The 26574-nt window shown below is 66.5% G+C and carries 18 protein-coding genes and 6 pseudogenes; 15 read left to right on the forward strand and 9 right to left on the reverse strand.

Features of this window, described 5'->3' with window-relative positions; translation table 11 throughout:
* Positions 1-65 precede the first annotated feature (65 nt).
* Genes ACFY1S_RS00635 through ACFY1S_RS00645 form a run of 3 tightly spaced genes read left to right on the forward strand, consistent with a single transcriptional unit; the run spans position 66 to position 3006 of the window.
* Positions 66-770, forward strand: coding sequence for an SDR family oxidoreductase (locus tag ACFY1S_RS00635; RefSeq protein ID WP_387111218.1), 705 nt, complete (start codon positions 66-68; stop codon positions 768-770).
* Entirely contained in the window at positions 767-2182 is a 1416-nt protein-coding gene (locus tag ACFY1S_RS00640) for an MFS transporter (RefSeq protein WP_387111222.1), read from the forward strand. Before ACFY1S_RS00635 ends, ACFY1S_RS00640 begins: the two co-directional genes overlap by 4 nt.
* Positions 2179-3006 carry an alpha/beta hydrolase gene (locus ACFY1S_RS00645; protein WP_387111225.1) on the forward strand — a complete coding sequence of 276 codons (828 nt, stop codon included), beginning with the start codon at positions 2179-2181 and terminating at the stop codon, positions 3004-3006. Before ACFY1S_RS00640 ends, ACFY1S_RS00645 begins: the two co-directional genes overlap by 4 nt.
* Here the strand turns inward: ACFY1S_RS00645 and ACFY1S_RS00650 are convergent.
* Both ACFY1S_RS00650 and ACFY1S_RS00655 read right to left on the reverse strand, forming a co-directional pair.
* Positions 3000-3083, reverse strand: coding sequence for an ectoine synthase (locus ACFY1S_RS00650; RefSeq protein WP_387114161.1), 84 nt, complete (start codon positions 3081-3083; stop codon positions 3000-3002). The genes ACFY1S_RS00645 and ACFY1S_RS00650 overlap by 7 nt on opposite strands.
* 409 nt (positions 3084-3492) lie before the next feature.
* The gene (locus ACFY1S_RS00655) at positions 3493-5184 is read right to left on the reverse strand and encodes a serine hydrolase (protein WP_387111227.1); all 1692 of its coding nucleotides are present in this window, start codon (positions 5182-5184) and stop codon (positions 3493-3495) included.
* A gap of 146 nt (positions 5185-5330) precedes the next feature.
* Between ACFY1S_RS00655 and ACFY1S_RS00660 the strand changes: the two genes are divergently transcribed.
* The 5 genes from ACFY1S_RS00660 (at position 5331) to ACFY1S_RS00680 (ending at position 9381) form a co-directional block, all read left to right on the forward strand.
* Positions 5331-6695 (forward strand): sensor histidine kinase, encoded by a 1365-nt coding sequence (locus ACFY1S_RS00660; RefSeq protein WP_387111230.1) that lies wholly within the window; start codon positions 5331-5333, stop codon positions 6693-6695.
* Entirely contained in the window at positions 6692-7420 is a 729-nt protein-coding gene (locus tag ACFY1S_RS00665) for a response regulator (RefSeq protein ID WP_387111232.1), read from the forward strand. Before ACFY1S_RS00660 ends, ACFY1S_RS00665 begins: the two co-directional genes overlap by 4 nt.
* Positions 7421-7646: 226 nt before the next feature.
* Positions 7647-8390, forward strand: a complete 744-nt coding sequence (locus tag ACFY1S_RS00670; RefSeq protein ID WP_387111234.1) for a putative quinol monooxygenase — start codon at positions 7647-7649, stop codon at positions 8388-8390.
* A gap of 2 nt (positions 8391-8392) precedes the next feature.
* Positions 8393-8890 carry a hypothetical protein gene (locus tag ACFY1S_RS00675; RefSeq protein WP_387111237.1) on the forward strand — a complete coding sequence of 166 codons (498 nt, stop codon included), beginning with the start codon at positions 8393-8395 and terminating at the stop codon, positions 8888-8890.
* A gap of 50 nt (positions 8891-8940) precedes the next feature.
* Positions 8941-9381, forward strand: coding sequence for an Rrf2 family transcriptional regulator (locus ACFY1S_RS00680; RefSeq protein ID WP_387111240.1), 441 nt, complete (start codon positions 8941-8943; stop codon positions 9379-9381).
* A 413-nt stretch (positions 9382-9794) separates the two neighbouring features.
* Here ACFY1S_RS00680 and ACFY1S_RS00685 read toward each other — a convergent pair.
* Positions 9795-10021 (reverse strand): annotated as a pseudogene (locus ACFY1S_RS00685) (transposase); the annotation flags it as partial.
* 58 nt (positions 10022-10079) lie between these two features.
* Positions 10080-12998 carry a BTAD domain-containing putative transcriptional regulator gene (locus ACFY1S_RS00690; protein WP_387111243.1) on the reverse strand — a complete coding sequence of 973 codons (2919 nt, stop codon included), beginning with the start codon at positions 12996-12998 and terminating at the stop codon, positions 10080-10082.
* 626 nt (positions 12999-13624) lie between these two features.
* Here ACFY1S_RS00690 and ACFY1S_RS00695 point away from each other — a divergent pair.
* A pseudogene (locus ACFY1S_RS00695) lies at positions 13625-13934 on the forward strand (IS630 family transposase); the annotation flags it as partial.
* A gap of 119 nt (positions 13935-14053) precedes the next feature.
* On the opposite strand, the gene ACFY1S_RS00700 reads toward ACFY1S_RS00695, so the two are convergent.
* A complete protein-coding gene (locus tag ACFY1S_RS00700) occupies positions 14054-15958 on the reverse strand; it encodes a hypothetical protein (protein WP_387111246.1) in 1905 nt (634 codons plus the stop codon).
* 373 nt (positions 15959-16331) lie between these two features.
* On the opposite strand from ACFY1S_RS00700, the pseudogene ACFY1S_RS00705 reads away from it, so the two are divergent.
* Positions 16332-16809: pseudogene (locus ACFY1S_RS00705) on the forward strand (transposase); the annotation flags it as partial.
* 189 nt (positions 16810-16998) lie between these two features.
* On the opposite strand, the gene ACFY1S_RS00710 reads toward ACFY1S_RS00705, so the two are convergent.
* Positions 16999-17379 carry a DUF6355 family natural product biosynthesis protein gene (locus ACFY1S_RS00710; RefSeq protein ID WP_387111249.1) on the reverse strand — a complete coding sequence of 127 codons (381 nt, stop codon included), beginning with the start codon at positions 17377-17379 and terminating at the stop codon, positions 16999-17001.
* A gap of 43 nt (positions 17380-17422) precedes the next feature.
* A complete protein-coding gene (locus ACFY1S_RS00715) occupies positions 17423-17833 on the reverse strand; it encodes a DDE-type integrase/transposase/recombinase (RefSeq protein WP_387111252.1) in 411 nt (136 codons plus the stop codon).
* A gap of 1 nt (position 17834) precedes the next feature.
* On the opposite strand from ACFY1S_RS00715, the gene ACFY1S_RS00720 reads away from it, so the two are divergent.
* From ACFY1S_RS00720 to ACFY1S_RS00730, 3 genes and pseudogenes are all read left to right on the forward strand, one after another.
* A complete protein-coding gene (locus ACFY1S_RS00720; protein ID WP_387111254.1) occupies positions 17835-17924 on the forward strand; it encodes a DUF3224 domain-containing protein in 90 nt (29 codons plus the stop codon).
* A gap of 137 nt (positions 17925-18061) precedes the next feature.
* Positions 18062-18456, forward strand: a pseudogene (locus tag ACFY1S_RS00725) (transposase family protein); the annotation flags it as partial.
* Between the two features lie 101 nt (positions 18457-18557).
* Entirely contained in the window at positions 18558-19265 is a 708-nt protein-coding gene (locus tag ACFY1S_RS00730) for an MBL fold metallo-hydrolase (RefSeq protein ID WP_387111256.1), read from the forward strand.
* A 190-nt stretch (positions 19266-19455) separates the two neighbouring features.
* On the opposite strand, the pseudogene ACFY1S_RS00735 reads toward ACFY1S_RS00730, so the two are convergent.
* Positions 19456-19563, reverse strand: a pseudogene (locus ACFY1S_RS00735) (hypothetical protein); the annotation flags it as partial.
* Between the two features lie 276 nt (positions 19564-19839).
* Between ACFY1S_RS00735 and ACFY1S_RS00740 the strand changes: the two are divergent.
* Entirely contained in the window at positions 19840-20154 is a 315-nt protein-coding gene (locus ACFY1S_RS00740) for a hypothetical protein (protein ID WP_387111260.1), read from the forward strand.
* On the opposite strand, the pseudogene ACFY1S_RS00745 reads toward ACFY1S_RS00740, so the two are convergent.
* Positions 20144-20269, reverse strand: a pseudogene (locus tag ACFY1S_RS00745) (IS5/IS1182 family transposase); the annotation flags it as partial. The gene ACFY1S_RS00740 and the pseudogene ACFY1S_RS00745 sit on opposite strands and share 11 nt — an antisense overlap.
* Positions 20270-20501: 232 nt before the next feature.
* Here ACFY1S_RS00745 and ACFY1S_RS00750 point away from each other — a divergent pair.
* Positions 20502-26552, forward strand: coding sequence for an RHS repeat domain-containing protein (locus tag ACFY1S_RS00750; protein ID WP_387111262.1), 6051 nt, complete (start codon positions 20502-20504; stop codon positions 26550-26552).
* Positions 26553-26574 lie beyond the last annotated feature (22 nt).

The following is a 26574-nucleotide window of genomic DNA, read 5'->3' on the forward strand; positions in this document are numbered from 1 at the left end:
GGCTCCGTCCGTCACGTCAGCCCATCGTCAATGCCGTCAACACAATCACGACGTGACGGAGAACGATGATCAACTCCTGGGGGTCCGGATCCTCGCCACTCGCCGGCAAACGGGTCCTGGTGGTCGGGACCGGGAAGATGGGCGTGGCGGCCGCCGCGCACGCCCGGGCACATGGCGCCGAGGTCACCCTGTCCAGCCGGTCCGAGCAACGGCTTGCCGAGGTCGGGCCGGCCCTACCCGGGGTCATGCTGGTAGCCGCCGACCCGGAAGACGCCGAGCAGGCGGTTGACCTTCTCGAACGACTCCAGCCGCTCGACCACGTAGCTGTCCTGGCCGGCGGCGCATCGGTCAGCCGGGCATACGGGATCGCGAACACGCCAGCGGGCGAAGCGCAGCGCTCGTTCGCCCGGTTCTGGTTGAGCTACCACCTGCTTCAAGCGGCCGGGGGACGGATCCGTCCCGGCGGCTCGGTCACTCTGCTGTCCGGCTCGAGCAGCCGCAGGCCTTCGGACGGCCGGGGCTTCTGGGGCACCCTGCACGGTGCGATCGAAGCGCTGGGCCGTAACGCCGCCTTCGAGCTCGCACCCGTGCGGGTCAACACGGTCAGCCCCGGCGGTATCGGTGTCACCCCGATGAATCGTCAACTTGTTCCCCACCGGGGACAACCGGACGACGTCGCGGCGATGGTGGTGTCTCTGATGGGCAACCCTGCCGTGACCGGAACCGTCGTCGACGTCGACGGCGGCGAGTTCCTCGGGACCTTCGAGTGACCGGCGCGAACCGCGTCCAGGCTCAGCAGCGGGCGAGTTTCGAGACGCGGCGCGGACTGTCACTGGCGGTACTGGCCGGCGCGCTGGGGCTCGACCTCAGCGGCCTGGGCTTGCTGAACGCGGCGCTGCCGTCGGTCGGCGCTGAGTTCGCTCTGGCCGATGCGACCCTGCAGTTGACTATGACGGCGTACGCAGTGACGTTCGCCGGTCTGTTGCTGCTCGCCGGCCGGTCTGCAGATGTGTTCGGCCACCGGACGGTGTTCAGCCTCGGGGTGGCCGCGTTCACCGTGGCGGCATTCGTGTGCGCTGTCGCGCCGACCGTGGAGGTGCTGATCGCTGCCCGTGCGGTTCAGGGCATCGGCGCTGCCCTTTCTGCGCCCGCCGCGCTGGCCCTGCTGGCAGCGGTCTTTCCGGAGGGCCCGGCACGGAACCGCGCGATGAGCGTCTACGCGTCCGTGGGTGCGGCGAGCTTCAGCGCGGGTGTCGTCCTCGGCGGCTTGCTGACCGGATTGTTCGGCTGGCGCTGGGTGCTGGTGTTCTCCGTCGTGGTGGGTGCCGTGGTGCTGGCCGGCATCGGCGCCTTTCTGCCCCCGGGCAATCGCCGTCGCCAGCAACTCGACCTGCCCGGGACGGCGCTGGTGACCGCAGGCCTGTTGCTGGCTGTCTTCGGTGTCAGCAACGGCGGGGCGAAGGGATGGACCGAACCCGTCACGGTGGGGACCCTGGCGCCGGCCGTGGTGCTGCTCGTGGCGTTCCTGCTCTGGGAGAGGCGTGCACCCGACCCGCTGCTCCCGCTGACGATCTTCCGATCGGTCCCGCTGCGAATCAGTGGCCTCGCGGCGCTGCTCAACTACACCGCCGGTGTCGGCCTGTTGTTCTTCGCGCCGCTTTACATGCAGGGGGTGCTCGGATACTCGGCCGCCGCGTCCGGTCTCGCCGTGGTGCCGTCATCGGTGATCCTCTTCCTTACGGCCACCTTCGTGACCGGAAGGATGCTGAGCCGGTGGGGACCGCGCCCGCCGATGATCGTCGGGCTGGCCCTGATCGGTACGGCGATGACCGCTTGGACCTTCACACCGGTCGACGGTGACTACTGGCGGCATTTGCTGCCCGGCCTGTTGCTGACGGGCGTGGGCCAGGGTTTGGTGTTCCCGGCCATGACCGTGGGCTCGCTCACCAGAGTCGCGACCCATCTGCACGGCGTCGCAGGAGCGCTGAACGTGACGGCGCAGCAGATCGGATCCAGCGTTGGCGTCGCGGCCCTCGTGGCGATCGCAGCGGTCGCTGCGGCGCCGGGCACCAACGGCGCGCTCGCCGGGTACCACGCGGCTTACCTCGCGGCGGCGGCCCTGTCCTTCGCCGGCGCGCTGGTGATCGCGTTCACCCGAAGCGGATGGGGTGCGGAACAATGACGAAAGCGACGCCGACGGGCGATACGATGCTGTCCTCGATCGATGGCCTGCTTCTGGATGCCGAGATACAGCAGCCGTCCTTAGCCGAGCGGCGGGGGACCGTGATCTACGCGCACGGCATCACGGCGGACAAGGACGAGTTCGGATTCGCTGCCACCGTGGCGGACCAGCTTCTCCGGGCAGGATTCTCGACACTGCGCTTCTCCTTCCGGGGCCACGGCCGAAGCGAGGGCACCCAGCGCGGCGTGACGATCGCTGGGGAGTTGCTGGACCTGCAGGCCGCTGTGAACTACGCGGTCGCCAAGCTGGACGGACCGTTGTCCGTCGTGGCATCAAGCTTCGGCGCGGTCAGCACCCTGCTGTCGCTTCCCTGGCTGGACGAGCGACTCCACCGGCTCGTGCTGTTGCGGCCTGTGCTCGACCTGCGTCGCACGTTCGTCGAACCGGAGACGCCGTGGGGCATCGAGCACTACTCGCCCGGGCGGCGCACGCTGCTGGACCAGCAAGGTTTCCTGCTGATCAACGGTACCTTCGAGCTCGGCCGCACCATGTTCGAGGAGATCAAGCACTACGATCCCGTCGCGCCGTTCCTGGCCAGCACCGTCCCCACCCTCATCGTGCAGGGCGACCGGGATTCCATCGTCTCCTACGAGGTCGCCCGCCAGACCGCGGACAGGCGCGTCGGCTGTCGTCTGCACACCGTCACGGGCGCCGACCACGGCTTCGACGATCACCAGGAGGAGGCCGTCGAGGCTGTCGTCTCCTGGCTGCGCATGCCCTTTCCGCTGACGTGGGAGGGGCATGCGGCGATAGATCCTCAGTAGCCGGAGGGCTGATCCGGGTCGGAGGAGTGCGTCTCGGTGCCGGTCAGTGGTGGGTTGAAGATGCAAATCAAGCGGATCCCCTGCGGTCACGCCACCAGGCGATGCTCCTCGCCCGGTCGGGATGCCGGTAAGAAACGCGTCACCAGCCGCAAACGAGGGCGATCTAGAGCTTTGGAACGCGGTGCGGCAGTTGGGTGCGGGTGCGGTCGGCGGCGAGGCCTTCGCGGGCGCCGGAGACGATGAGTTCGCGGATGGACTCGGCGAGGTTACCGGCACCAGTGTGCCTCCAGGTTGATCGCGTCGAGCACGGCCACGACTTGTTGTCGGGCAGGATGCGTTCGATGGCATACGGGCTGGTGGCGGCGACGGCGGCCGCACGGTCCGGGCGAGGGTGCTGCGGGCGGCGTGTCTATGTTGGCCGTACGAGCGCGGGCATGCACTGGTCGGCCTGCTCACCGGCGAACCGATGTGACCTGATCTTGCAGGTCAGTCGCAGAAGGCGCGGTCCAGCAGCGCGCCCACAGCATCTTCGGGATCGCCGGCGAAGTTCGGCGTGAGCGCCACCGTGACCTGCCGGTGACCATCCTCGGTGGAGAAGGACCACGACTGGTACGCCAGGGCATCGCCGTCGTGGCCGTACAACCGAATGCCACACGTGGTGTCGTGCCACCAAGCCAGCCCGAGTCCGTAACGTCCGCCCTCGAGACCCGGTGTCTTCATCTCGCGCAGCAGGTTACTGGGCAGGAGCTCGCCGCCGAGCAGCGCGGCGAAGAACCGGTTGAGGTCGGCTGTCGTGGAGATGATCTCGCCTCCAGCGCCCATGACGGTCGGGTTCATCAACGTGTAGTCGACGAGGTCGCGTACGCCATCCCGGTCGATCGGCACGTAGCCGTGTGGATGAGGTCCTGGAATGGAAGGGGAGCTTCCCGGCATCGAGGTGCCGCGCAGCCGCAACGGCTGGATGATGCGGCGCTCGACCTCCTGCCGGTAGGAGCGTCCGCTCGCCTTCTCGATGATCTGACCGAGCAACAGGTAACCGGTGTTCGAGTAGGCGAACGATGATCCCGGCGGCTCGAACGTCGGTGGATTGGCCAGCGCCCGGGCTGACAACTCGGCCGAGGACCAGGTGCGCCACCGATTGTCGAGAAACCACGGGCTGGGCGGAAGCGGCAGAGTGCGCAGGTAGTCGTACAAGCCGCCGGTGTGGTTCAACAGGTGACGTACGGTGATTCTCTGCCCGTTCGGAACGACCCCCGGCAGCCAGGACTCCACCGCGTCGTCGACCCGCAACCGGCCCTCGCCGGCCAGCTGCAAGGTGACGGTTGCGGTGAACGTCTTGGTGATGCTGCCGGCGCGGAACCGGCTCTCGGCCGAAACCCTCCGGGTGGTTCCCCGTTCGGCAACCCCACTCACCCCTTGCCACTCGCCGCGTTCGTCACGGAGCCGAGCCAGCGCGCCCACGGCCCCGGCCGACACGATCGCGTTCAACTGCTCCTGCAACTCGCGGCGATCAGCATCCGCGGGCTTGGCGACAGCAGCAGCGGGAACTGCCATGACAGCCAGCGCTGCAACCGCCGCGGCCAGGGCCGGATGGCGCCGCTGCTCCACACGCCTTCGACCGGCCCGCCGACGGACCAGCTCGAAGCCGGCCCCGACAGCGAATGACACACCTAGACCAGCGGCGAGACCAAGCAGCGGGTGCTCGACGAAGACGGCGCCGCCGAGATATCCCAGACCTGCGATGTACGTGGACCAGGCCAGCGCCGCAACCGCCGAGGCGGGACTGAACTGGGCCAGCGGCAACCGGGTCATGCCGCTTGCCGCGTTCATCGCTATCCGGCCACCCGGCAGGAATCGGGATGTGACGATCAGCGGGCCGGCGTGGCGATCAAGTCGCCGGCTCGCCGCGGCCACGGCCCGGCTCACGTGCCGGGACCGGCCGATCAGTCGCGGACCGAGGACGCTGCGGCTGAGCCCGTACGCCAGATGGTCGCCGGCGAAGACGCCGAGAGCGGTGGCGCAGATGACCAGCGGCAGGCTGAGCGTGCCCGTGTGAGCGAGGACGCCGGCCGCCAGAGCGGCCACCTCCGACGGAATCATCGGGAACACGCCGTCCAGCGCGGTTAGAGCCAGTAGCACCAGGTGAGACAGCGGCGACGCCGGCAGCGGATTGGCCAAAGCGAGTAAATCCATGCGTTGAGCGTGGTCGCGGCACACGGCTCAGCGCGTCCCTCGCCGGCGCGGTTGGCCGTCACTCCCGGGTACGGGGTCGTGTACATCCGCAGAGGGACGCCGCTTGCGGATCATGTGAGTATCGTCGCCGCGTGAGGGCACGTCAGCGATGGGATCAGGTGCGCGGACTACCGGTGGTCTCGCGCCTGCGCTCGCGCTTGCGGTCGTGGTGGCGGCTGCTCGCGCCGCTGGGCCCGCTCGTCGCGTGGGTCAGCGCGAAGCTCGACAGCTCCCGACAGCGTGTCTCGCTGCCAGGAGTCGACGGGAGTCGCCGTCCAATGCTGGCGTGGCTGCTGTGGTGGCTCATCACCGGCCTGCTCACTCTGGCCGCGCTTCCCCTCAACGTGGCGCTGGCCGCCGTTAAGTTCTCCGTGCACCCGCTGGTCGCGTTCGTGGCCGGCATCGGGCAGAGCACCGCGCTGATCCTGATCCTGGTTCGGCCGAGGGCAGCCACGGTGCTGCAGTTCCTGTCCGTCGCCGTGATCGCGGTGGCCATCCCGCCCGACGCGAGGTCGACCTGGCCGCTGACGGTGCCGGGGTTGCTGACGCTGATCGCGCACATCGGCCTCGTCGCCGCCCGCGAGACCCGGCGCGTGGCGCTGCTGACATGGTGGGCCAGCACGGTGCTGCTTACCGTGCTGGTAGTGCTCGACCCGCGCGGCCGGTCAGTCATGAACGGGCTGACGATTTTGCTCCTCTACCCGATTCTGGCCGCCCTCGTCCTCGGCGCGGTGTTGATCATCCGGCATTGGGGGCAACTGCGCCGGGAGCTAGCCGATGCCCGGCACGACGTCGAAGCCCAGCAGACCAGTTTGGCTGTCGCCGAGGAACGCACCCGGATCGCCCGGGAGTTGCACGACGTTGTGGCGCACAGCATGTCGGTGATCCACATGCAAGCCACGTCGGCGTCGTACCGACTCCAGAATCTGGAGCCTGAGACGAAGGACGAATTCGCGCGGATCGCCACCGGAGCCCGGTCGGCGATGCAGGAGATGCGGCGACTGCTCGCTGTGTTGCGTGACGAAAGCTCGGACGCCGACTTGGCGCCGGTGCCCGGCCTCAGCCGCCTACCCGAGCTGGTCGACTCCGCACGACGCGCCGGTCTGCCCGTCGAGCTGCGGGAAGCCGACGCGGTGCGGGCTGCCAGGCTGTCGGAGGGCGTGTCTCTGGCCGCCTTCCGGATCGTCCAGGAGTCGCTGAGCAATGTGATCCGGCACGCGCCGGGCGCCCGTACCATAATCTGTCTTGATCTTGCCGGTCTGGACCTTGTCCTCACCGTCATCAACGACGCCGCGGCCCGGCACGCCGAGTCGATGGAGGCGTCCGGCCGAGCCGGGCATGGAGTGCACGGCATGCGTGAGCGCGTTCGGCTGGCCGGCGGAGCGCTGGAGATCGGCGCACGCCCCGAGGGGGGGTACCGGATGATGGCGCGATTGCCGATCGAGGGAAGCGGATGATTCGCACGCTTGTGGTGGACGACCAGTCGATGATCCGCGTCGGGATCAAGGCGATCCTGGACGCCCAGGACGACATTACGGTGGTCGGTGAGGCGGAGAACGGGCAAATCGCGATCCAGCGGTGTCGCAGCCTTCGCCCCGATCTGGTCCTCATGGACGTCCGAATGCCGGTGCTGGACGGTCTGGCCGCGACCAGAGCCCTGCTCGGGCCGGACCGCCTCCCGGGCCACCCACCGCGCGTGATCATGCTGACGACGTTCGACATCGACGACTACATCTATGCCTCGCTGCAGGCCGGCGCCAGCGGCTTTCTGCTCAAGGACAGCGAGCCCGACGACCTGGTGCGGGCCGTGCGGGTAGTGGCCGGCGGAGAGGCCTTGTTGTCCCCGAGCGTCACCCGCCGGCTCATCGAGAACTTCGTCGAAGCCAGGCCCCAGCAGCCGGCGAAGACCACCGCTCTCAACGGGTTGACCGACCGCGAGCGCGAGGTGCTGCGCCTGGTGGCGCTCGGTATGTCGAACAGTGAGATCGCCGCGGCGCTGTTCATCTCCGAGCAGACCATCAAAACCCACGTGAGCCGGATCCTGCAGAAACTCAGCCTGCGCGACCGCGTCCAAGCCGTGGTCCTGAGCTACGAGTCGGGCCTCGTGAAACCGGGGAGTCGCGCCCCGAGTAGCACCTCGGTGCCGGAGGCAGCCGTCACACCCGCGTCGTTGCTGTCCTGATCCAGCGGACGAGCTCAGCCGGATCGGTGACGCCTCGTTGTCCGGCGTCTTAGGGGCCTCGAGGGCCGCAGTGCGCCGCAGCCCGGTGGCGAAGAGGACGGCCATGCCCGCCGGAGGACTGCTGCCCAACAGCAACGCGGCCACGGCTATGACCGGCGGGTCTTTCCTGATCGTCACCACGCCACTAGTATGTAACCAGAATAGTTACATACGAGAAGGGTGGGCGATGCGAGAAACTACGAAGGTTGAGCCCGCGGTTGGCACAGCCCCGTCGGACGCGATCGATGTGGCACGGGTAGCTGAGCTCCGCCGCTACCTGATGCGGCCCGGCGGAGCGCCGGCGCTCCAGAAACTGTTCACGGACCACTTGATCGCCGGGCAGCGACAGGCCGGGATGCTGATCGGCCCGATTTATGAGGACCTGGACGACCCCGACCGGTTCGTCTGGTGGCGCGCCTTTGCCGACATGGAGGCTCGCCGCAAGGCATTGGAGACGTTTTACTACGGGCCGATGTGGGCGGCCCATCGCGATGGGGCAAATGCGACGATGATCGACAGCGATGACGTGCTGCTGCTGCGCCCTCTTGGCCGCCTCGGAGCTGAGACCGGCGTTGGCCGCCCTTTCCCGCGCCCGCGGGTGGGCATGTCGACGGCTCTGGTGGCTCTGCACGACCGAAGCGCGGACCCGCAGGCCAGGCCGCCCGCCGACATCCTCGCGCTCGTGGAAAGCATTCTCCCGGCTCCGATTCTGACGTGGTCGACCGAGTCCGCAACGAACACGTTCCCTGCGCTGCCGGTACGCGTCGGGTCGGCGTTCGTCTTGACTGCGGACTTCAGCGACACCAACGAAATGACCGCGGCCCTGGACCGACTCCGCGGTGACGCCGACTGGAGCGATTGGCTAGGCACGTACGTCGGCGATGTGGAACTCATGCGGCTACAGGCCGTTATCCCCGGAGAGGAGCTTTAGTCGTGATCAGAGCGCAAGAGCTGCCCGGTCTGCGCAAGCGGACGGCCGGCTTCGATTTCCTGGTTGGCAACTGGACCGTCGAGAACCTCCGTCTGCGCGAGCCGCTCTCGGAACGGGAGGAGTGGTACACGACGCACGCCACCGCATCCGCGTCCACTATGCACAACGGTGCCATCAGCATCGATGAGATGTGGTTCGCCGAGCTGGGATTCGCCGGGAGCTCGATCCGCGTGCACGACGCGCAAGCCGATGACTGGACGATCTACTGGGTCAACAGCAACACCGGACACCTACAGCCGCCCGTGCGTGGCAGGTGGGAAGACGACGGCGTGTTCGTCGCCGACGGCCCGGACACCTTCGCCGGTCGTGACATCATCGCCCGCTACAGGTGGCACTCGATCACGCCGACCTCGGCGACCTGGGAGCAGGCGTTTTCCACCGACGGCCGTGCCACCTGGCAGACCAACTGGGTAATGAACTGGACTCGGATCGCCGAGTAGCCGGCAGGTCGCCTCTTTGTGCAACTATAGTAGTTGTATAAGGAGCTGACATGTCCGCCAACAGCCAGTTCACCACCGCCGTCCACGCCCTTTGCTGGATCGAATTGGCGGCGCGTGACGGAGAGTCGCCGCTCACCTCCGAGCGGATCGCCGAGAGCCTGGCCAGTCACCCCGTGCTCGTGCGCAGAGGGTTGGCCCCTCTGCGCCGAGCTGGGCTGGTCAAGGTCAGTCGCGGGCCTGGTTCGGGATGGCAGCTCGGCAGGCCTGCCGAACGCATCACCCTTCGCGACATCTACCTGGCGCTCGATTCGGGCGCCCCGTTCGCTTTGCATCCACATGAACCGAAGCCGGACTGCCCAGTCGGGCACGGCATCCGGCCGGCGCTGACCGAGGTATACGCCGACGTCAACTATGCCATGAACCGCGAGCTCGACCGGCACACCATCGCCGGGCTGCTCGACCACATGCTGCAGGCTTACCCGCTTCCGTGATCGCCCACGAGCGTTCTGGTTGGTCCCGAAGTTGTCCGGCCCGCCTGGGCCGATTGGCCGCTCGTCCAGTCTTGGTGAGCGGCATCAAACTCTGCCGTCAGGCTGGTGATCGCGAAACGATGCTCAAGGGCGACCGAGCTGCTGCGCCCAGCGGCGGCCGGCTAAGTACGGCCCGGACGAATGGCGAAGTCAGCCACCCGTCACTTCAGGGCCGGCTCGCTGACCGTCTTCGCTGCCGCGGAATCGGACAACACATTCGACGGTAAGGCGAAGGAAACCCGATTCCGCCCACCCGCCTTGGACCGGTAGACAGCCATGTCGGCGGAGTGAAGCAGCTCGGTCAGTGTCATGCCGTGCTCGCGGAGCAGCGACGCTTCGACTGACATTGTCATGTGCAGGCCCCCGCTGGCCCCGTCGACGGCCAGGACGATTCGTCCGTCCGCATTCCGTGGCACTGCCGTCAGGGCGGTCCGCGGCCGGTCGGCGTTGATCCGGCCCTGGTTCAGCGCGGCGTATAACGAGCCGTGACCCCGCCGGTGTTCACCGCCAGCGTCAGCTCCACCAGCGACCGCACCGCCGTGTCGCTGTACAGCAAACCGTCTGCCAGCTCGAATAACGCGTCCGCCCGCGCGGTCAGGCACCGGTCTCCATGATCAGCCAGGTCGGTGGCATTCAGCAGCACGTAAAACTCAAGCTAGTCACGACGTCTGGCGTGATGCGTATGCCGGCGCGGCCCCGAATGGGCGTTCCTTGATCAATCGGCTCAGCCGGCGTGCCCAATTCTCCAATCGAGGCACACCATTGGCGCCCAACGCGAACCTGGCGCGGTCAATGCAGACCGCCGCAGCCGCAGGATCCCCTGCTGCAACATAATGCTCGGCCAAGAACAGCGACGCGCTCGCCACGCCCCGTATGTCACCGGCATCGGCCATCAATTGGCGAGCTCGGCTCCCTTCGGCGATCGCCAATGCGAACTCTCGGCGAGCAGCTTGTATCCGGCTGTGGTGGAGTAGCAGCCACGCCAAGCCGAGTGTGTTTCTGCTATCAGTATGGACCAACGCTTGGGAGTGATTTGCCTCAGCTGCCTCCAGATCACCGAGTTGTAGCGCACAGTCAGTCATCCGGACGAGGATCACGCGCTCAGGCTCCCGGTACGGCAGGGTTTGCGCGATGACGAGTGCCCTCTGCAGCAGCGGAAGAGCACCGGCAGCGCGGTCCACTATGAGCGTCTCGGCATTGGTGCGCAACGCAAGGATCAGTACCTCTGGTTCACCCGACGACTGCGCGATAGTGATCGCCTCCCGCGATGCGTCAGCGGTGGGCAGCTCCTCCCAGAATCTGGCGAAGGCCAGCCCGGTGAGACTATGCACCAGCTCCCTGGTAAGGCCGTGCCGCCGAAATGCCGGAACACACGCTTCGAACGCGGCACTGGCCTCTGTGACCCGCAGCGACAGCAGTAGGTCAGCTCGGCTGGTCTCGGACCGATAGGCGGTGATTTCGTCGCCGGCGTCGAGAGCGGCGTCCCGGATCCGCGCCCGGGCCTGCTGCAGTCGTTCGAAGTCGCCTCGCACGGCCAACGTGGGAATGACGAGATCCGCCAACAGCGCGGCCTTGGCGTACCAGCCGAGATCGCACGCCACTTGGGCAGCATGCAGCAGTGCAGCGCTCTCGGCGTGGACCCACACATCAATGTCGGCAACCAAGGGCGCCAAGTACTCCGGCGGGGCAGGGACACGGCTGAGTCGTTCGGCGGGGGGAAGCCCTTCGTTGACTCGGGTGGCTCGCGGATAACCCGCGGCAGCCAAGCTGATCAGCGTGTCGACGTAGCGGCGGAACGCTGCATGGTCCTCGTCTCCGCGTGCCAGCTCACGGGCATACAGTGCGACAAGGTCGTGCGGGCGATAGCGTGGCTGCCCGGTGGGGTCGTTGCCGGCTGGTTCGAGCAGACCCGCGGCGGCAAGCTGTTCTACGAGACGTTCGCCGTCATCGTCGCAAAGCTCGCCCAGCATCCACGCCGCGAAGTGTCCTGCGTGCAGCATGCCCATCCGGCGCATCGCCCGCGCGACCGCGGGCGGCAGTCCACGATAAGCCAGGTCGAGTTCAGCGCGGACCTGCAGGTCGCCGATAGCGAGCTCGTCCAGGCGACGACGCTGGTTGCGCAACCGATCCGCCATGTTCCGAAGGGGGGTGGTAGGAAGTGTCTGAAGGCGGGCGCCCACGATGCGGATGGCGAGCGGTAGGTATCCACACAGCTTCACGACTTCGTCTGCTGTCGCGGAATCATCGCTGACCCGGCCGTCGTTCACGATGCGTTGCAGCAGCTCCACCGCGTGGACATGCGGCAGTCGCGGCAATCGATGTGACCAGGACCCCGACAGCTCCGACAGCGTCGACCTGCTCGTCACCAGCACCGCCGCGCCAGGCGTACCGGGTAGCAGCGGTCCGACTTGCCTGCTGTCCGCCGCGTCGTCCAGGACGATGAGCACTCTGCGATCCGCCAGCCGAGCTCGCAACGCCGCTGTCCGGGCGGCGACTCCATGCGGCAGGGACGACGGAATCCAGCCGAGGGCGTGCAACAACTCACCAAGCAGCTCTGCGGTGTCCCGTTGCTGTTTGTCGGCGCCCTGCAGGTTCAGGTAGAGCTGTCCGTCCGGGAATTGTGGTCGCAAAAGATGTGCTACGTGCAGGGCCAAAGCCGACTTGCCGACGCCCGCAGCCCCGGCAATCACAACGATGGGCACGACGCCGCTGTCGCCGCCCGCCTCGAGTCGGGTCGTCAGATCTGCTATGTCGTTGGTACGTCCGACAAAGTCGCCCGGAGCCGGCGGCAGCTGACAGAGCACCGGGAACGGCCCGTACCGTGCGACCTCAACCGGCTCTTCCGCCGTGTCCGCCTGCGCTGGCAACTGAACAACCTGGCGGACGTCATACTGCTCAGATCGCGTCTCGGTACCCTCGTCGCGCAGAATCGACAGGTGGAGATGGTTGAGCGTGGCACCCGGCTCCACGCCGAACTCCGTGCGTAGAAGGGTGCTCGTCTCCCGATACACCTCGAGAGCGTCCAGGCGCCGGCCAGAACGGTGGAGGGCGACCATCAGATGCGCACGAATGCTTTCCTGGAAAGGATAAGCCATCGCGAGCGTCCTCAGCTCATCGATGAACTCGCGGTGGTAACCGGCGGCGAGCTCAAGTTCGAACCGCTTATCAGCCACCAACAGGAAACGTTCCTGCAAGGGCTGCGCATCTTCCTGTCGTAGGGCTGGAGATTCGATGTCCGAAAGGATTGGCCCTCGCCACAGTGCCGTGGCGTGGCGCAGGTCCCTCAGAGCTGTGTCAGCATCGCCATTGACCTGGGCCACTCTGGCAGATTCGACGAACCGATCGAACTGCGCTAGGTCCAAGTCGTCGGCACCGACGGTGACTCGATATCCCCCAGGGCTATGAGTGAACGGGAGATCCGCTTGGAGCACGCGGCGCAGACGAGTGACGTATGTCTGCAGGGCGCCACGCCCGTTGTGCGGCAACTCAGTTTCCCACAGTCGCCGTAGCAAGGTCTCCACCGGCACCTGTCGCCCGTACCTCATCAGCAGGGAAGCGAGGATGATGCGTTGCTTCATCGCCCCCAACTCGATGAGCTCACCGTCTCGCCACACCTCTAAAGGGCCGAGCACTCGGAACCGGAGACCGGACTCTGTGACGTTCCCACCAGACTGATGATCTTCAGTCATATCCCCAGCCATCGCGGAGCCACTCCGAATTCTCTGCGATGTGTACGCCACACAGCCACCGCTTCCTCCCCCTGCCCACCCTCGTGACAGCCTGCTACGCGACCGGACGGCGCATGTCCGATCAGTAGCGGCCCCACGTGGGGCCGAAGGTGGGCACCACGAAAGATCTTCAACCGGAGTCCAAAGTAGTGTCAATGGCATTCTCGTCGGCTGGACAAAAACCGCGGGATTTCTGCCAATGTTGCGTGACCACTTGACCTGGGTAGTGGCTGCGGCCCGGGGAAGTACGTCGCTGGGCGGTCCCAGCGTTCGGCCCGCCCTCTTCCTTACCGGCCTCCGACAGCATCGACGACTTTCAACCGGCCACGCAGTTGGGAGCGGGAGGTCGCCGTAAACGGGCACCCGTTGTCTGGACGATGAAGGCCGTAGATCGCAAGACTACGGCGCGGCAACCGGCGAGCTGCGCGTTCCCTTCGGCAGCCGGCCGGCTTGGTCGAGCGGCTCATGGCGTCGGCGTCGCGACGGCCAAGGCGCGCCCGAGTACGCTCAGGCGGCCTTTCACCTGCTGGAGCCTACGTAAACTCGCCGACTACCTGGCCACCGACGCCACCCGTCAGGTCGTGGTTGGCCGGGCACGGCTACGCCAGTGGGTGCGCGACAACGACGTCAGTTGGCAGCGGACGCGCACCTGGAGGAATCCAAGGACCCGGACTTCGACACCAAACTCGACCGGATCAAGGAAGTGACCACCCCGGTTCCGACCCGCTGTTTCGCGTTCGACCAGTTCGGGCCCCTAGCAACTGCCCGCACCACGGCCGCGGGTGGGTCGCGGAACCGCTTATGCGCGAGCACGGGCTGGCCGGCGTGGTGCGGGGCAAGACGATCCGCACCACGATCGCCGGCCCCGACGGGCAGCGGGCCGGTGATCTGGTGAACCACGAAGGCTAGCTGGAAAAGCCGGGAGTGACTGCGATGAAACCGAGCCGCGCTTCCCGGACGGCCCCGGGTTGGCCTTCGCAGTCCGAACTCGTACTCACGAAATGGTCGTAGGTCGGTGCCCGGAAGCACCGATACAATGGCTGGTGATCTGCCGACGCCTGCTCGAGGTGGATGTACCCCTCGAGCCGCACCCGCGTCAGCCCTTCGCAGTTTTCGTGCGTCGAAATGAAGTTGTTGACGCCGCCGGGGACCTGGTATGAGCAGCCATACAGCGGGACCGTCCCGGGCATGCGATGGTTCTCCAAATACCAACCGGTGCGCTGCAGGGTGTACGACCGATCGACCCGGTCGGTGGAGTCCCACTGATCCCGGCCGTCGGAGAATCGGGAGAAGGGCGTGCGGGACGTGGTAAGTGCATAACCGAGCAGTCCTTGCTGGACGGCGTCGGGCGTCTCGCAGGAGGCCAGGATCGACACGAAGTGGCTGGCTGCCTTCGGCAGGGCGCACCGATACAGCGGCGTGGAATCCTGCGCAGGCGGGGACTCGTAGATCCAGCCGAGCGTGCGCAGGATCGCGTTGCCGCGATCGTCGCAGCGGGGGTCTATCGACACGAAGTAGTCGGCGGTGCCGGCCCGGCACTCGTACAGGGGCCGAGTGCCGGGCCGCTTGGCTGCCAGAAGGCCCCAGATCCCACCGAACTGCGGGTGAACGCCCGCCTGCTGGATGGTTCCGACGGTGACCCGGTGCCGCGAGTCGGCAGACAGATAGCGGATGAGTGCGACGGTACCGACGCTCGTCCCGGCGGTACAGCTCACCCGGTGCCGGACCAACTGGACGTCCGACCAATTCGGCTCCGTCTGCATGAACTGGGTGTTGTACACGTAGAAGTCGTTGCCGACCACGGACGGATCCGCGCCGGTGCCGATCACATTGACGTAAGCGTTGTACCGCTCCGGGTCACGGAACAGCGGCACCCGGGGGCTCCAGCCCGTGACGCCGTCCGGGGACGTGGTGATGACGATCTCCCGCTCGCTAACCGCTGCGGCGAGTACCACGCCGCCTTCGGCCTTGCGTACCGCGTGCGGCGCCCACAGCATCGGCTGGCCCGGCTGCAGGTTCGTCGAGGCGCCACCGACTCCGGGCGACGTCCAGCCGCCGTCGTGGTACTTGTGCCACGACGTGACGGTGCCGGCCCGCGCGGCACGGACCACATCATCGACGCGGGCCCTGGCCACGGAGAGGGCGGTGCTCGCCGGGCGCCCGTCGCTGGCGACGTAGAAGTCCGGGAAGTAGACGTACAGGTAGTCACCAATACGGGTCAGGCTCGACGTGCCGACATCGGCAATCTGACCGAGCGCTGCAGCGGTCGGCTGGTCCATCGTCGGACGGACCATCGGCCCCAGGTACGAGGTGACGCCGCTGACCGTGTCGTGCACGCCCAGGTGCAGCTCAGCGTAGAACGTGCTGCCGCTGTGCTTTTCCAAGTGCAGAACCTTCAGCAACGTGCCGTCGGGCGCCCGCCAGACCGGGCCACCGCCGGCCCACTGGTACCCGCTGGGAACTTCGATCGTGGATGCGACCGACTGCACTCCACCGGCGAGCGGGTTCTCCAGCGTCCCTACTGTGACGATGTTGCGCTGCTTCACTGCGCCGGTTCCGCCGAACGCGTCCGGCGCGTGAAAGCGATAACGGCCGTCGCCAGTGCGTTCCACGCCCAGTCCGCTGTCCGGCCAACCGGTCAGGCCGAGCCTGGTGCGGGCTTCCTGGGATACCACCACCTCAGCAGGTCCCACCGCCACATCGGCGCACACCGGTGTCGCCACCTCGGCCTCGGCAAACCCCCGTGCGACAACAGCGAGTGACGCCGCCACAGCCACGGCGAAAGCCGCCGCGAGAATCTTCTTTCTCATCGGTCTCGGACCTTTTCGTGGATGGATGGTGCCAATGCGTAACAATATGGGCTGGCGGCCGTTAAGCCACGAGTGGTCCGTGTCACGAACTCGGACCACATTCGGTCGAATCGGCGGCCTCCGTTTGTGCACCATCGAACTCACGTTGCACGGTGTTGATAGCCATGACGAATGCCACGGAAACTCCATGCCCGATCTCCGCTCTTACGACGAACCACGAGGCGCCGCTGCTATACCGGTACAGTAAATAGGCGGGCTTTACCGGTAAAGATGGACGACTGTGGCAGCAGTCTCATACGGCTGTAGCCCCGATCGCGTGATGGTCATCGAACGCATTCTCGCCGAGCTGCACGAACAGCTGCGCCTGGCCTAAGGGTGTGAAGCCGAGCCGTCGGCCGACGTCATGGAGTAGCAGTCGGTCAAGGGCGCCGCCACCCGTGGCTATGACGCCGGTAAGAAGATCAACGGCCGGAAACGGTTTATCGTCACCGGCACGCTCGGCCTGTTGGTTGTCGTCTGCGTGATGTCGGCGTCGTGGCGGGACAGCGACGGCGCCAAGACGACGGTGCTCAGCACGTATCTGTTCTCGCCGATCCGGCATGTGTTCGCTGACCAGGGTTCGCCGGCCGGCTGGTCGACTGGCCTGCGGAAAACCTCAAGACCACCGTGCAGATCGTCCGCAAGCCCGCCGACCAGCGCGGGTTCGTCGTGCACCCGAGAAGATGGGTGGTCGAGCGCAGCCTCACCTGGCTGACCGCTCACCGACGGCTGCCCCTGACTACGAACGCGATCCCGCCGGCTCCGAGGCATTGATCCGTTGGGCCGCGATCAACACCATGGTCCGCCGCCTCGACCACACCCGCCGCGCCACCCGCCACCAACGCCGAACCCTGAGCGCGCCCGAATAACAGCTCTCTCAAACACTAACTGATGAGGAAGGTTGTCCCATCGGTATGGCCCACCTTGCCGTTGTGGTGCCTACCAGATCGATGATGCGAGCCGAGCGTCGAGAACTCAACGGCAAGATGGAATTACCTTGCTCAGCACGGCCGCGTGTAATAGGCGTAGGTGATCAGGCCACCCTGAAGCGACGGATGTGTGGACAGATTAGTCACGCCGGGCCAAACACAGATGAACCGATCCGGGTGGTACATGCTCGTTCGCCAGAAGAACTCTACTTGAATCACGACCGGTCCAGAACCGCAGTGGTTGTACCAGGCCGTCTGGACAGAGGGCGTGGACCAGCCACACGGCGTGGCTGCGGCGACGTTACCGGCAGACAGACTCGTAACCGCAACCGACCGAGGATCTTCCACGCCGCGCTGTACCGAACCGGCGGATGCCGGAGCGGACAGCGTAAGCATGAACCCGAGGGTAATGGCAAAGGCCCCCAAGAGGCGCAACAGTGGTTTCTGGCGCATACGTGACGCCCTTTCGTAGAGATCCGTGCCGAGCGGAGTGCCGTCAGCGGTCTAGATGCTTCCACCTAGCGATGTCGTACCGCTTGCGCTTCTCTGTCGCCAGAGCTTTATACCCTCGTGGACGGTCACCGTGAACCGCCCCGGGTTCTGTGGAGACTTGAGCTGTTGACTTCAACCGCCTCGCGGCGTGGGTGGCGGCGTCCCAGTCGACGATCGCCCTGGAGTAGACGTCAACGACGAACGCCGCGTAGACCACCTCGGCCCAGGTGGTGACGTGGGTGAAGTCCGCGACCCAGGTGCGGTTCCGCGCGGCCGCGCTGAAGACCACAAACGTTGGCCGGGTTGGGTGACACGCCGGGGTCGGGTCCGCGTAGCGGGCCCGTCGTCGGTCGAGGCTGTGTAGGTGGCAGAACCCGTTCCTCGGCAACGACCGCACCGCCGAATTCTTCACCATCGTGCCGCTGAGCGGCACTGGCGAGTTGGCAGGTATATCCGGTACGGGTGGTATTTCCATTGACACTGACGGTACTCGTCGAATTGGGTGAGCTGCGAACTCGAGTGAGCCTTCCGTCCTGACCTTGCAGGTCAGGACCGGCGTGGGTGCGCCGGAGATCGATGAGGACGAGGCTCCAGGTGGAACAACAGTCGGCCAAAGCCCGACGCCCTACCGGGAGCCTCGCCTGTGCTGTGTTACCCGTCCACGATCTCGTTGTCCAGCCGGACGCTGAACCACCGCGCCGACCGCATCCGCTGCCTCCGTAAGCAGCAACGATCCGGTCGGCGCGGTCTCGACCCGGGACGGCAGGCCCTGCTCGCCCTGGCCCACCTGTGCAACGGTGACACCTACGCCCGTCTCGCCGCCGGCTTCGAGATCGGTGTCGCGACCGCCTGGCGCTACGTGCAGGAAGCGATCGCCCTTCTCAACACAGCCGCAGAGGTTTGGCCTACTCCGGGAAACACAAGCGCCACGGCGTGAACGTGCAGGTCATCGCAGATGCCGGCGGGCTCGGGTGGGCCTCGGCCCACGACCTGAGTGCCGCCCGCACCCGCGGCATCATCGACGCGCTGACCTGCGCTTGAATCAGCGCTGCGCCCACCGGCCGGGGCTGGCAGAACCGCTCAATCTGCTGATAGCAGAGTGAGACCGTAATAGCGGAAACTCCGAGTAGCGTTGGGTCGTGAATCTCGTACAGTTGACTTCTAACTTGGCTTTTCTCCGATTCCCCGTCGGCCATGTCTACTTGTGGCACGATGACGACGGAATAAGCGTTATCGACACGAGCATGCCCGGCTCGGCACCACTGATTGCAGATGCCGTCCACTCACTCGGCCGCAAACTGAGCGACGTTCGTCAGGTGATCCTGACCCACGGGCACGAGGACCACGTCGGATCCGCGGCAGACATTACCAAGTGGGGCGATGTAACCGTGATGGCGCATCACGCCGACGCCGCTGCTGTGCGGGGTGAACAGAGCACCCCACCGCCCGTGCTGTCGGACTGGGAGCAGCAGCTGTGGGACCAGGTTCACGCAGATATGCCCCAACAGGACGTTCCCCCGGTCCACGTCGACCGGGAATTGCACGACGGCGACACCCTAGAACTGGCAGGCGAGGCTGTCGCGATGGCCGTACCTGGCCACACCCCGGGCAGCTTGGCACTCTATCTGCCTCGGCAGCGGGTCCTCTTCACGGGCGACACCGTCGCCCGCATGCCGGACGGATCGGTCATTCTCGGCGTCTTCAACGCTAATCCGGCCGAAGCATTTGCGTCGCTACAGAAGCAGGCTGCGCTCAAGGTCGACATCGCCTGTTTCGGGCACGGCGAGCCGGTCACCAAGGATGCTTCCCGCATGTTGAAAGCAGCCGCAGAACAGTTGCTGCCGTAGCAAACGCTGTCGCACTATGGGTCTCCGTGGCGACCGGAATCAGCTCGCCGCAGCTCACCCGGCGCGGCGAGCAGTTCGAGGATCTCGGTTACCGGCGACATCGTCGCCGATGCGCCGGCCCCGCCAAGACCGTGCCATGGTTCCCTGCGTAGGGCCGTGGGTCGTTGTTCGCCCGCCGTAGCTCGGCGTTCTACTTCAGCAGCGGGCGGTTCTCCTCCAGCGTGTCCGTGGTCGGCCGATCGGCGCGCTCGCCGGCGTCAGCCTCTGCTTGTCGGATCCAGTTGCGCAAAGCTTCGTGGTGCCCGCCGAGCTACTCAGGCCAGGATCAAGAAGCTCCATGAACACGGGGATGCCTCAGGTAAACGTCGTCGAGGTACGCAGCCATCGCAACGCGAGCTGCGCGACTCGAAGCAGGTGGCCAGAGTTCGGCACGCAACGCCGAAACCATCCGCCCGAGCCCGGGTCTTCGCCACCGGCCAGGGCCGCAAGGCCGACCCGATCGACGCCCACAGCGTCTCCGTGGTCGCCCTGCACACGCCCGACTTGCGGCAGGTCCAGGCCGACGACACCAACGGTGGCGTTGCGGCTGCTGGTCGACCGCGGTGACCAGCTCGGCCGTACGCGCGCCGAAGTTGTCTCCCGACTGCGCCACTCGCTCGTCGATCTGATTCCTCATGGAGAGAATGAATTTCTGTCCGCCCAGCAGGCTCGCGCGCTGCTCAACCCCGTCCGGCTCCGCGACATGGTCGGCAGGACCCGCCGATGGCTGGCCTCCGAGCTCATCCACGAACTCACGGTGATCGACAAGGAGATCAAGATTGGCAACACCGAGCTCCACGATCTGGTCTCTTCGACTGGCGACACGCTGCAGGAACTGACCGGCCGCTGACCTTCTTGCCAGCGTCGTAGCCGCGACTATCCCTGGACCCCGTGTCGGCAGCCTTGACCGATTGCGAGTCCATGACACCGGCTGGCGGCTCGGCTTCGCGGCCCTGCGGCAGGCGTACCTGTTCGCGCTTCTCGCACGCGTCAGCGCCACGACAGCCGGATGAGATCAAGGTATCCGATACTCCCGAGCACCGGGTTCTAGGCCCGCGCATATGCCGGAGGGCACTTCCAATGCGATATCCAAGGCTGCTAGTGACGGCTACCTTGTCGGTGGCCCTGAACGCGGTCTTCCTTTCCGCACCCGCAGAAGCGGAGCCCATCTCCAGAGCGCCAGCGAAAGGTCCGGCGGTGGATCGGCCGCAGAAGGAGCCGCTGGTACGCGGCAGCCACGCCCAGCCGGTTCCGCCGAGACGACCGCAGGCCGCGCCGCCACGCGTCCCGGCGGCCGAATGGCCAAGCGTGGCTGCCGTCGACGTGTCTGTACCGGCCACGGGGTCGCGGCGGGTTCGAGCGGGCGACCTTCCGTTGTGGGTGCAGGGAACCGGCGCGTCGGGCACGCGGGTCTCCAAGGTGCGTGTACGCAGCCTGAGCCGGAAAGGTGTGCGGCTGTCGGTAGCCCGCGCGGACGGCGGCACCACGGCTGCCGCCGCACGAGTCACCGTCGACATCAGGGATTTTCGGTCTGCGTACGGCGGTGACTGGGCTTCGCGTCTGCGGCTGTGGCGTGAGCCCGACTGCGCAGCCTCGGGCTGCCGACCGCAGCCTCTGACCTCTGATGTGGACCTTCGGGCTGGCACGGTGTCAGCCGAGGTGAGCCTCGCCGGGGCTGTCCCTGCGACGTTGGCGCTCGCTGCGGCCGACAACGGTCCGGGCGGCGACTATCGGGCTACGTCGCTGGCTCCGTCGGCGACGTGGTCGACGGGCGGAAACACCGGTGACTTCTCTTGGTCGTACCCATTGCGGGTGCCGCCGCCGACGGCCGGCCCCAGCCCCGTCATCTCCCTGGGATACTCGTCGTCGAGTGTGGACGGCCGGACGGCGGCGGCGAACAGTCAGCCGTCGTGGATCGGTGACGGCTTCGACTGGCATCCGGGCTACATCGAGCGCCGGTACACCTCGTGTTCCAAGGACATCGACGCCGGTTCCAACAACAAGGAGACGAGCGGCGACCTGTGCTGGAAGACGGACAACGCCGTTCTTTCCATGCCGGGGCGTGCCGGCGAGATGCTCAAGGATGGTGACAACGGTAGCCGTTGGCATCTGCGCCGTGATGACGGCACCTACATCGAGCGTCGTACCGGGGCCCGCAACGGCGACAACAACGGTGAGTGGTGGGTGGCTCGGACTCCGGACGGCACCGAATACTGGTTCGGTGGCCGCGACGGGTCGCAGTCCACGCTGACGGTGCCGGTCTTCGGTAATCACCAGGGGGAAGATTGCCGGCAGTCGACTTTCGCTGCGTCGTCATGTGTGCAGGCGTACCGGTGGCAGCTCGATCACGTGGTGGACACGCACGGCAACACGATGCGGTTCAACTACACCAAGGAGACCAACCGGTACGCACGTAACAACACGCAGACGGACGCGGTGGATTACGACCGGGCTGGCTACCCTGCGAACATCGAGTACGGCACGCGGCTGGACTCGGCCGACAACGCGCCGTACCGGGTGGAATTTGCTCTTGCCGACCGCTGTCTGTCCGGGTGTACCGATCCTCGCAACTGGCCGGATGTGCCGCGGGACCTGAGCTGCGCGGCGAGTCCGTGCTCGGCGCAGCAGGGCGCGCCGACGTTCTGGATGCAGAAGCGGTTGTCCGCCGTGACGACCCGGGTCTGGGACGCCGCCGCCAACGATTACCAGAACGTGGAGCGCTGGGGGTTCACCCACTCGTATCCCAATCTCTCCGACGGGCCGCTGCCTGCGCTGTGGCTGTCGAGCATTTCGCATACCGGTCTGGTCGGTGTCGGGGTGAGCACTCCAGCGGTTTCTTTCGTGCCGGTGGTGCGGGGTAACCGGGTGGACACCAACAGCGATCAGTTGCCGGCGATGAACCGGCCCCGGATTCAGCAGATCATTTCGGAGACCGGGGGCGTCACCGACGTCACCTACTCTGACAAGGAGTGCGCGACCGGTGCCACAGAGCCGGACCGGAATGCGCTGCACGCCAACACGTTGCGCTGCTACCCGGTCCGCTGGACGCCGCCGGGCCACACCAGTCCGATCACCGACTTCTTCCACAAGTACGTCGTCACCCAGGTCGCGGAGTCGGACAAGATCGACGATAGGGCGAAGTCGCCGCGGGTCTTGACGACATATGCCTACAAGGATGCGGCATGGCGTTACACCGACGACGACGGGCTCATCGACGCCGACGCGAAAACCTGGTCGGTGTGGCGGGGTTACCGGACGGTGGTCACGACGAAGGGCGAGGGCGCCGAGGCGACGCGTACGGAAACCCGCTACTTCCAGGGAATGCACGGTGACAAGACCAAGGACGGCACCCGGTCGGTGTCAATGCCCGCGATCAGCACCGGTGAAGTGCCGGCGGTCAACGACGAGGACGCGTTTGCCGGACAGGTCCGTGAGCAGATCACATACAACGGCTCGGCAGAGGTTGCCGCTTCGGTGACGGAGCCGTGGCAGTCTGATCCGACCGCGTCGCGCACCATCAACGGGTCCACGGTGAATGCCCGTTACACGGCTGTTGGCGCTGAGTACACCCGCACAGCGTTGGACGGTGGCAGGGGCCACCGCACGACGACGCAGCGGTCGACGCGGGACGCGTACGGCATGGTGTCCAAGCTCGACGACAACGGCGACAACGACGTCACGGGTGATGAGAAATGTGTGCTGACCGACTACGCCCGAAACACCGATAAGTGGATCATCGACCGAGAGTCGCGGGAGCGGACTTTCGCCGCGTCCTGCGCCGTGGTGGGTGACCTCGGCGCGGGTGGCACCGCTGAGAACGTCATCGGTGATGTACGCACCTCCTACGATCAGCTGGCCTGGAGTGTGGCTCCGACTGCGGGCGAGGTTTCCGAGGTGCGCACGCTCAAGGAGTTCAAGGGCATTGCGGGCGCGGACTCGACGTTCATCACCGAGAACCGGTACACCCACGACGCGCTGGGCCGGGTGTATGAGCAATGGGACATCCACGGCGCACGGACTGTGCACGGTTACACGACCGCCGCCGGTGGTGGCCCGGTGACCCAGCTGAAGCAGACCAATGCGCTGGGTTGGGTCACCACCACGCAGGTGGAGCCGGCTTGGGGGGTGCCCGTCAAGGTGACAGACCCGAACGGGCGGGTCACTGAGACTGCGTATGACGGCTTGGGTCGGGTCACCGGCATGTGGCTGCCTGGCCGGGCCAGGAGCACCTGGCCGACGGACCCGAGTCATCGCTTCAGCTACTCGGTGCGCGAGGACCGTGCCTCGGTAATTACGACGCAGCGGATTAATCAGGACGGGAAGTACGTAACCAGCTACGCGTTCTTCGACGGTTTGTTGCGGGCTCGCCAGACGCAGGCGCCGGACGGTGCGGGGAGCACCGGTGTCGCCGTCGTCACCGACACCCGGTACGACACCGCGGGACGGGTCAGCCGGGTCCACAACCCCTACGTTGCCCTGGCAGCGCCCAGTGCCACGCTGTACGTCGGGCAGGGCATCATTCCCTCCGTCACGGTTCGTGAGTACGACGGTGCCGGCCGGCTCAAGGTCCAGGCGCACGTCATGGACAGCTCGCCGGCCAGCCCGGGCGGTGAACGGCGCTGGCAGACGACCTACGGCTACGGCGGTGACCGGCAGGACGTCACCCCGCCGGCCGGCGGGGTCGTGACCTCCACGGTCAAGGACGCGCAGGGCCGCACAGTGAAGCTGCGCCGCTACGGTCCCGGAGTCGCGGCGGGCAGCGCCAGCGGGTACGACGAAACCACCTACAGGTACTCGGCACGTGACAAGCTGGAGAAGGTGACCGCCCCCTTGGGTGTCGTATGGCAGCGCAAGTACGACCTGCGTGGGCGCGAGATCGAAACGATTGACCCCGACCTGGGCCGCAGCGCCCTCGCCTACAACGACGAGGACGAGCTTCTGACCCGCACCGACGCGCGGGGACAGACGGAGGCCTACACCTATGACGACCTGGGCCGGCGCACGACGTCGCGGGTCGGGTCGGTCACCGGCGCCGTCCGGGCGCAGTGGCGGTATGACCAGACCATCGGCAAGGTGGATGTGCGTGGCCAGTTGGTCGGCACGACCCGCTACGAAGGCGGCGACGCGTACCAGCGGGACATCACGTCCTTCCAGGTCGACTACCAGCCGACCGGGGTGCGGTACACGATCCCGGGTACCGGTCCGCTGAGCGGAACATACGACTACGCCTTCGGCTACTACCCGAACGGCTCGCCGAAGACGGTGCGCCTGCCGGGTGTCGAGGGCGACCTGGAAACTGAGACGCTGACCTACACATACGACACGCTCGGCCTGCCGGAAACCCTCGTCGCTGACGATGGTCTGCTGGTCAAGGGTGTCGACCACACCAGCTTCTCGGAGACCGCCGCCACCCACCTCACCAACGGCGACGGTGGACCGTCCGTCGACGTGCTGAGGACGTACGAGACCGACACCAGGCGGCTGGACACCGTCTCGACCACACGCTCGACCTCCCCGACCGCCGTCACCGACGTCAACTACGACTACGACGACGTGGGCAACGTGGTCCGAGCCGCTGACACCAACTCCAGCGACAACCAGTGCTACCGCTACGACAAACTGCGCCGGCTCAGCGACGCTTGGACGCCGGCCGACGGCAAATGCACCACCGCCCCCGAGAACGCGATCCTGGGCGGCCCGGCCAAGTATCGCCACAGCTACCGGTACGACGCCGCCGGCAACCGCAGCCAGCTCGTCGAGTACGGCGCGGGCAGCAGCGGCACCAACCGGACCACCACCTACACGATCGCCGCCGGCACCCACAAGATCGCCGGCACTACCGTCACTGACGGGTCGGCAACTCCCCGAACCACCGCCTTCCAACACGACGCCACCGGCAACATCACCGGCCGCCCCGCACCAGGCGGGAACGCGCAGACGCTCACCTGGACCCTGTCCGGGAAGCTCGCCTCCAGCCAGGACACCACCGGCACCACCACGTACCTCTACGACAGCGACGACCAGCGCCTCATCCGCCAGGACCCCGCCGGGCAGACGCTCTACCTGCCGGGGCAGGAGATCCGCGCCGCGTCCGGCGCGGTGAAGGTGATCCGGTACTACAGCCACAACCGTCAGACGGTGGCCACCCGCACCGCCGCCGGAGGATTGGTCTGGCTGGTCGCCGACCACCAAGGCACCACGCAGAGCACCATCGCGGCCGGGACAGGCCAGGCCGTGGCCATCCGCAGGCAAACCCCGTTCGGCGTCGAACGAACCGGGAAGGGCGCGTGGCCTTCCTTCTTCGACAAGGGTTTCGTCGGTGGCACCGAAGACAACAGCGGCCTCACCCATCTCGGCGCCCGCGAATACGACCCCAGCCTCGGCCGTTTCATCTCCGTCGACCCGCTGATCGACGTGTCTGACCCTGAACAGATGAACGGATACAACTACGCCAACAACAGCCCGGTGACACTGAGCGACCCTGACGGCTTGATCCCCCGGTCATGCCCCGACGGCGAGTGCCCCAAGGGCCAGGTCGGCGCCCCGAAACGCGCCAACAACCCCGCCACCACCTACAACCCGCCGGTCAAGCAGCGGGTCAACCGCAAGGTCAACTGCCCGGACGGGGCCCAACGGTGTCAGGTGGCTTACGGCGCGACGACGCGGCGGCCGGTCGGCAAGCACGGCGCCGGCCCAACTCCCCAGCGGCCTAACCCGGTGCTGGAGGACAACGGCACCTGGTCGATGTCCCTGTGCCTCGGCGCTAGCTTTCAGGCACTTGTGGGTAAGGCCGCCGAGAGTTGCACCGTTATCGACTCGAAAGGGTTCGGTTGGGCAACGTCTAAGAAAAACTACTACGGACCGGGTTTTGGCATGAGTGGCACTCTGGGCTTGAAAGTAGCCAACACCGGCGTGAAAGGATTGGCCGGAGGTGAGACATCAGCCGGCGGGAATGCGCGGCTCGGAGTGGCTGATGTCGGGCTCGAAGGGGGCGTCAGCGACGATGGCTCATGGGCAGTGGGCGGAGCGGTTGGTCCGGGCCTTGGAGGCGGTTACAGCGGATTCATGGGCCGATCGGAGGCGAACTCGGATTACTACTTCAAGTGGCCTGAACCTAGAAAAATACCGTACTCACGCGAAGTAATAACCTATGGAGGTGCGTCCGGGTTGTACGGCGGAGGCAGATCAGACGCGAACTTGCCGTTCTCAGGCGGGTCGTACGTGCACGGGCTGGCCGGCCGGGGGTGAACGAGCCTGCGGCCTCCACGCC

It is taken from the genome of Micromonospora sp. NPDC000663 (assembly GCF_042898105.1).
Lineage (GTDB): Bacteria > Actinomycetota > Actinomycetes > Mycobacteriales > Micromonosporaceae > Micromonospora.